The 7183-nt window shown below is 68.5% G+C and carries 7 protein-coding genes; 1 reads left to right on the top strand and 6 read right to left on the bottom strand.

Features of this window, described 5'->3' with window-relative positions:
- Positions 1-414 precede the first annotated feature (414 nt).
- From WAL33_RS08670 to WAL33_RS08655, 4 genes are all read right to left on the bottom strand, one after another.
- On the bottom strand, positions 415-1404 hold the full coding sequence (locus tag WAL33_RS08670; protein ID WP_422180455.1) for a FecR family protein: 990 nt from the start codon (positions 1402-1404) through the stop codon (positions 415-417).
- Positions 1405-1504: 100 nt separating this feature from the next.
- Complete coding sequence (locus WAL33_RS08665) at positions 1505-2014, bottom strand: RNA polymerase sigma factor (RefSeq protein WP_422180453.1); 510 nt, start codon at positions 2012-2014, stop codon at positions 1505-1507.
- 120 nt (positions 2015-2134) lie between these two features.
- Positions 2135-2893: a TonB family protein gene (locus WAL33_RS08660; RefSeq protein WP_422180451.1), complete on the bottom strand. Its 759-nt coding sequence runs from the start codon at positions 2891-2893 to the stop codon at positions 2135-2137.
- Positions 2894-2953: 60 nt separating this feature from the next.
- A complete protein-coding gene (locus WAL33_RS08655; protein ID WP_422180449.1) occupies positions 2954-3661 on the bottom strand; it encodes a TonB C-terminal domain-containing protein in 708 nt (235 codons plus the stop codon).
- 123 nt (positions 3662-3784) lie between these two features.
- On the opposite strand from WAL33_RS08655, the gene WAL33_RS08650 reads away from it, so the two are divergent.
- Positions 3785-4447, top strand: a complete 663-nt coding sequence (locus tag WAL33_RS08650) for a prepilin peptidase (RefSeq protein ID WP_422180447.1) — start codon at positions 3785-3787, stop codon at positions 4445-4447.
- 3 nt (positions 4448-4450) lie between these two features.
- On the opposite strand, the gene WAL33_RS08645 is transcribed toward WAL33_RS08650, so the two are convergent.
- Together WAL33_RS08645 and gspD are read right to left on the bottom strand one after the other, a co-directional pair.
- Complete coding sequence (locus tag WAL33_RS08645) at positions 4451-5296, bottom strand: hypothetical protein (protein ID WP_422180445.1); 846 nt, start codon at positions 5294-5296, stop codon at positions 4451-4453.
- Positions 5293-7183, bottom strand: a 1891-nt coding sequence (gspD, locus tag WAL33_RS08640; RefSeq protein WP_422180443.1) for a type II secretion system secretin GspD, incomplete at its 5' end; no start/stop codon positions are given. The genes WAL33_RS08645 and gspD, both read right to left, overlap by 4 nt.

Genomic DNA, 7183 nt, shown 5'->3' with positions numbered 1-7183 from the left:
CGCGACGGCCGCGGCCACGGCCAGCCCGCAGGACATCGGCATGCGGAGAGCCGACGCGCGGCGGAGCATCGGCCCACGGGTCCCTTCAAGTTCGCGCACGAATATTACATCCCCCGGTAAGAAATCGCCCTGGCGTTCTTCAGAACAATTTCCAGACGCCCTAGTCATACTCGCCGCCGGATTCCCGGATGCGAGTACGGACAACGACCATCGTTCCGCACGGAAGCTTGGCGGAACTCGGGTCGGATGCAGATGAGGAGATTTCGCGCCGCCAAGACTTCCGTTTGGAAATCACGGAGCGTGTCGTCGGCGAACACCGACGATGAAGAATCTCATCCCTTGTCAGGAAGAGAGACAATCTGTCGCGGCGGAGACGACAGGATTTATCGTGAAGTTTTTGCGTCGATTATGACGTCAACTGAGCAATACAACCCCTGCGGGAAGGTATGACGCATGCGCGCCCGTCAGGCGGCGAACCTGCTCGACGGCGCCCGCGATGCGGCTGATCTGGAATACGCCGTAGACCGGCCGCTGGGCCAGGGTGGGGTCGACCAGAATGATCTTGCCGCGGCGGTAGCGGTTGATCTCGTCGATCACCTGCTGCAACGGCGCATCGCGAAACACCAGCAGACCTCGGATCCATGAAGCCGCCAGCGCGGGGTCGACCGTCTGAGGGGCGTTGATCGCCTTGCGGGTGTAGGTCACTTGGCCGCCCGTCGGCAGCACGACCTGCTTGCCGTGGGCTTCCACCCGCGTCTCGCCCGCCAGGCAGGTGACGCAGACCGCATCACGATCGTGGTGGATGTTGAAGCGCCCCTGGCTGGCCGTCGTCGTGCCGTCCTGGGCCGTGACGATGGCGGGGGCGGACGCGGCGGTCGCGGCGCTGACCACGGCTTCGCCGGACAACAGGGCCAGTTCCAGGCGGCCGTCCTGGTGGCGCAAGGAGACGCTGGTTCGGGTATTGAGCTCCACCGAGACGCCGTCCGCCACCGCGACAGAGCGCCGCTCGCCGGGCGCGGTCCGCAGGTCGGAGTTCAGTTCCGCCCACGATGACCAGAGACCGGCCGGCGGTCGGGCGACCATATAGGCGACGGCCGAAGCCGCCACGGCGCCGCCCAGCAGAGCCCGGCGGTTCATCAGCGGTGAGGAACGGGATGAACGCGAGGCCCGGGCGCGCAGGTCCGCCGCGGCCTCGGCCCGTTCGGCGGTCACCGCCTCGCGGACGGCGCGGCGCAACTGAGCGGCTTCGGTGAAGGCCTCTTCATGGGCCGGGCTTTCGGCGCGCCAGCGGACGAAGGCCTCGGCCTCGTCGGCGGTGACCAGACCGGACGTCAGACGGTTGATCCAGGCCAAGCCTTGCGACTCGAGCGAGCCCCGCGCTGCGTTCTTGTCGGAGGCGTTCATGTCCGTCTTGTATCTCTCGGCGCCGAACGAACGGCGACACGTCCCTTAAATTCATTCGAAGTCTATTGGCAAGACAATCGGAGCCGCCAAAAGCGACGCTCTAAGTGCGATTTTCTTTCCAGAAGCGGCGAACAAACATTGTCGCCTGTTCGAGCTCTCGCTGAATGGTGCGGATATGCACGTTGTAGCGCAGGGCGAGCTCCGCATGCGAGACGCCGTCGACCCAGGACGCCTCGAAGATCGCCCGGCGGCGGCTGGGAAGCTTGGTGAGGGCGCGGCGCAAGATGTCCATTTCCGATCGCGCCTCGGCGATCTGGGCGGGGTTCGGCGCATCGTCGGCGAGTCCGATCAGGTTTTCGATCTCGGAAACGTTCAGGTAGCGACGTTCGATCACGCCCTTGTTGCGGGCGATGTTGATGGCCGTGCGGAAGATATAGCCGTCGGGATTTTCGATGACGCCGATGTCGCCGACCCGCTCGAAGCGCATGTACGTCTCGTGCACCACCTCGCGGGCCAGATCAGCGGAGCCCAGGCGCGGGGTTAGCCTACGAACGAACTCGTCGTAACGGGCGAGCAGTCTCTGACGCAGACCGGCCCAAGTGTCGGACATGTGCTTTGACTCGACTCAAAACTGACGCCGCCTAACGCCCCAAGGTAGTCGGTGCGGTCATGCTCAACCGTTTACGTTAAGGCCGTTGCGATCGCAACAGCCTGTCGATCGCCGCAAACCCTAAGGTGCGTCGAAGGCGACGGGCAGGCTGACGGAGACGGAATCGGGGAGGGCGGCGGGGATGGGCGGCAGAGGCTGGGCTCGCATCAACGTCTGGACCGCCGCGTCGTCGAGGACGACAACGCCGGAACTGCGCGTGACCCAGACTCCAGTCACCGCGCCGCTGCGTTGAATGACGAAAAGCAATTGCACCGCGCCGCCGTCGCCGTGCGCGTCGCGGGGATAGCGGCGATAGGGCTGGATATGCGCCAGAAGGCGCCGGCGGTACTCACGTCCGACCGCGTCCGCCGCTGGATCGCGGAGATCGCGAGCCGCACTGGTGACATCTCCCGGCGCGGAATAGCCGGCCGCCGCCGTTTCGGAAGCGCTCGACGCGGCGCTGGTCGGAGCAGTCGATGCTTCGCCTCGTGGTGACGACGATGGCGGCGCCGTGGTGTGCGAAACGGGCAATATCGACTCGAGGTTCGCGATCGGCTTCGGGCCGGTCTCAGCGTCAACAGCGGACGACGCGGTGCGCGATGGGCCGGAGACGAGCGTGACCTCGATCGCGGAGTCGGTGTCGGCCCATGACCCCAGGGCGCTGGCTGGGTCGTGCGGTGCGTTCATCGCGAAGGCCGCCGCGACCAGCGCGTGAGCGCCCAGAGAACACGACAAGGCGGCCGCACGCCCGCGCGACAGTGCTCGGGTCCGCCGGGGGACATCGGAATCTGGAATTTTGTTTTGGATGTCCAACACCGCAAGGTCCGGTGCGAAGGCCACCGAGTGCCTCCGAGCGGAATCGATATCAACGGGCTGCGACGCTTCTGTGACAGTTCGGGCTCAGTGGGCGGGCAGGGAGCGTATCGCGATGACGACGGGCTGTCGCAGCCGAGGCGGAGGGGGCTCGCTGACGACCAGCCCTTGAAGTACGGTCTCGATCGCGGCGTCGCGAGCGGGGTCGCCGGATCCCTGGGCGTAGTCGAGACGCGAGATCCGGCCCGATGGCGCGACCCACAGGCGCATGACGGCGGCATAGTCGCCGGTGGCCGTGCGCTTGTCGCCTTGCAGGGCCGTTCGTACGGCGGTGCGCAACAGGCCGCCGTACAGCGTGGGCGAAAATGGCGCGCCCGCTTGGGCCTCCAGCATCGGCGCGGCCTCGACCCTCAGCGTATCGAGCTCCAGGGTCAGGGCGCTGTCGGGCGGGCGACCGGGGCTGGCGCCGCCGGCCGGCGGGACCGGGGTCAGCACGATGTCGTTCGCGCCGCCGAAGCGGCCGACCAGCCCCGTGCCCTTCAACATGGCGGCCAAGGCTTCCTCCGAGGTGAACAGGCCCGTCGCGCCCGGCGACCAGGACTGGGCGTCGGTGGGCCGATCGTAGAGGATTTGCAGCCCGCTGGTCGCGGCGAAGGCTTCGAGCGCGGTGCTGAGGGGCTGGGGAGGGATCGCGTAGCGTTGCCTTTGGACCTCGGCGGCGACCGCGACCGCGACGGGGCTCGCCGCCGGAGCGCCCAAGCCCAGCAGCACGATGGCGGGAATGACCCGCTTCATGCGTCGGCCGCGAAGCAAAACCGCCGGATGCTGAAGCTCGAAGGCATGAAAGGGTCAGGACCTCTGGGCGGCGATGCACGGCCGCGATATTGGCTATCTATCTCAGGTGGTGTCGACGGCGCCATGATCAGAACGGATCGCATGCCGCACGACGCCGCAATAGCCACAGCCATCGCCGCCGGGAGCATTTGCGGGGGCGTGGCGGGATGGGCGGCCAACCTCCTCGCCGCGCGCTTCGTTCCGGCGACGCTTCGGCGCTCTTCCTGGATCGCGATCGCCGGCGGCGCGGTGCTGACGCCTTGGGTGTTGGTCCTGTCGGAGTCCTGGCTGGTCGCGGCCGCATCCCTGTTCCTCGTCGCGATGTTGCTGGCGCTGGCGATCATCGATGCGGCGACCCTGCGATTGCCTGACCTCCTGACGTTTCCGATGATCGCCGTCGGCTTGATCATGGCCCCGGCCATGGGCGAGGAGGTCGTTTCGCGCCTGGTCGGGGCGGTGCTGGGCTACGTCGTGATCGCGGTCCTGGCCGAGGCCTTTCGGCGGACCAGCGGACGGGAAGGCATCGGTCTGGGCGACGCCAAGCTGCTGGCGGGGGCGGGGGCCTGGCTGGGCTGGGCGGCCCTGCCGAGCGTGCTGCTGATCGCCTGCGGCGCGGCCTTCGCCTGGGTGGCCGCCCGCGCCGTCGCTCATGGACGGCAAGGCCTGGCCGCGCCGCTTCCGTTCGGTCCGCCCTTGGCCCTGGCGTTTCTGGCGACCTGGACGGCGCGGCTCGCCCACTGGATCTGATCGTCAGTCGACGGCCCTGACGCGATAGGGACGGGAACGATCGTCCGTCAACTCGATCACCGTCGCCCGATGGAAGACGCCGTCCCGCTCGTCCCGGGCGGTCACCCGCACCGTCAGGGGGCGGCCCTGATAGTCGCCTCGCTCGGCAAGCTGCAGGCGGGTGCGCTGGCCGGACGCTTCGCGCGCGCGCTGAATGGCGTCCGGCGTATCGGCGCCGTCATCCGTCATCACCTTCACGGCCAGGGGCTGCGCCGTGCGAACGTCGAAGGTGGAGCGATCACCCGGAAACAGCGTCATGGCCGGCGCAAGCCGAGCCGCGGTCGCTTCATCCACGCCGGGAATCTCGGCCATTTCCCCGACCGTGCGCAGGGGGCCCTCACGTTGGCGCAGTCCGCGCGCCGTTCGATTCAAGGCTTCGCCGCTCGGGCGCACCACGCCGTCGCGCCAATCGACGAAGCCGGCCGTCGCCGCCTCCAGTCGCGCGCCCTGGAGCCCAGCCGCTTCGAACATGCGTCGCGCCTTGGCGCGGTCCAGGCGATTGACGGGGATCTTGCCGCGTTCGTCCTCGACCACGATCACCAGGCGAACGCCGTCGATCCAGAGCTCCCTTGGCCGGGAGTCGATCGCCCAGCGGCGCGCTGGATCGCGGGCCGTCAGTCCGTGCACCGCCGTCGCCAAGCCGGCGTCGGCGGCGGCCTCGAGGCGGGCCCGCACGAAGCTGGCGTCCAGTCCGGCGACCGCCCCCCGGTCCGCCGCCAGGACGGCGTAGGCGACATAGGCGAACATCAGCACCGCCATCAACGCCGCGACCAGGGCATAGCCGCCGTCACGGGCGGGGGGAGGAGTCACGGCTCGAACCGGGGACGTTCGGGCGAGATGGCCCGGATCTTCCGGCGCAACTCGTCGGTGATGGCCAGAGATTCATCGGCGTTGCGGATGACGTGCGGGGTGAGCACCACCAGCAGCTCGGTGCGCTGTCGCCGATTGTCGCGCGACCCGAACAGGCCGCCGATGATCGGCGCCGCGCTGAGAATGGGCACGCCGTTTCGCTTCTTGTTGCCGTTGTCGCGGATCAGGCCGCCCAGCGCCACGGTCTGGCCGTCCTGCACCGCAATTGAGGTGGCGATCTTGCGGACCGAGATCGTGGGCGAGTCGATCCCTGACGTCGCGTTGGTCGAGACGTCGCTGACCTCCTGGACGATGTCGAGCAGCACCAGGCCGCCGGCGTTCACCCGCGGCGTGACCTTCATCAGCACGCCGGTGTTGCGATAGTCGACCGAGTTGACCACCGAGATGCTGCTGAGCGCCGAGCCGGTCGAGACCGGCACCTGGTCGCCGACCTCCAGCGAGGCCGTCTGGTTGTTCAGCACCAGCAGGTTCGGCGCCGACAGCACCTCGATATGGGTGACCTCGGACAGGGCGCTGATCATCGCGGTCACCGAACCGGTCCGCAGGGTGTAGGCGAACCCCGGATAGGTCGGGCTGGGCGCCGGCGTGGAGCCTTGGCTCAGGGCGTACTGGTTGCCGTTGACCTGAAAGAACCACTGGCTGCCATAGCGCAGCGCGTCGTTGAGCGAGACCTCGGTGATCGTGGCCTCGATCATCACTTGCAGAGGCACGACGTCGAGCTTGCGAAGGGCGTCCTCAAGGATCGAGTATTCGCGGGGCGTGGCGTAGGCGACGACAGCGTTGTTGGTCTCGTCGCTGGTGATGTTCAGCGCATCGCCCCCGCCGATGCTGACCGACTGGGTGGCGGGCGCCGGGGACTGGCCGGGGAGGGTTTCGCCGGGGGGCGGAGCGGCCAGCGGATTCCGCGGCGCTTCGCCGACATCGGGCTTGTGGTCGCTGCTGGCGCTGGCGCCGCCGCCGCCGAAGGCCGCCGCCAGCACCTTGGCCAGGTCGGAGGCGCGGCCGTTCTGCACCCGATAGACATAGAGCCGGCGCTCGGTCGACTGGCCCTCGCGGTCCAGCACCTCGATCCAGCGCCGCACGTCGTCGAGATACTGTTTCTGACTGGTGATCGCCACGACGCCGTTGAGCCGCTCCATCGACACCAGGCGAACCATGCCGGCGGTCGGCGCGCCGGGCGCGTTGATCAGCTTGTCCAGTTCCGGGGCGATCAGCCGCGCGTCGGTGTTCTTGGGGATGTAGAGGCCAAAACTCATGCCCTTCAGCCAGTCGACATCGAACTGTTCGATCAGTTCACGAACGGCCCGGCGCTGACCGGAAGACCCCGAAAGCGTCAGGGTCGAGCCGCGCCCGCCGGCCGCGATCACGCCGGGCACGATCGGGTCGAGCAGCTTGCGCAGTTCCTCGGCGTTGGCGAAGCGCAAGGTGACGACCTCCGAGCCGTAACCCGGGTGATCGGGGCCGGCTGGCGACGCCTGGGTCCTGGCGTCGTTGAGCGGCATGACGGTGTAGGTTCCGCCGCTCAGCACCACGGCCAGGCCGGCCGTCCGGAGCGCGTCCTCGATCAGGGGCAGGGCGTCCGCGGCCGCGACGGGGCGAGGGGTGACCAGGGTGACCAGGCCCCGCGCCGAAGGCGAGACGGCGTACGGCAAGCCCAGGGTGTCGCCCAGCGCGGCCTTGGCGAAGTCGCGCACGTCCACGCCAGGCAGGTTGAACGAGATCGAGCCTGGACGAGGCTGGGCCCGGGGCGCGCTGGGCGGCGGCGGGTAGCCCTCACCCGGCACGATGGTCGATCGCACCACGGGGGGAGGCGCGGTGGGAGTCGTG

Source organism: Caulobacter sp. (assembly GCF_049283275.1).
In the GTDB taxonomy this organism is placed as follows: Bacteria; Pseudomonadota; Alphaproteobacteria; order Caulobacterales; family Caulobacteraceae; genus Caulobacter.
This window is presented reverse-complemented; position numbering and strand designations above follow the sequence as displayed.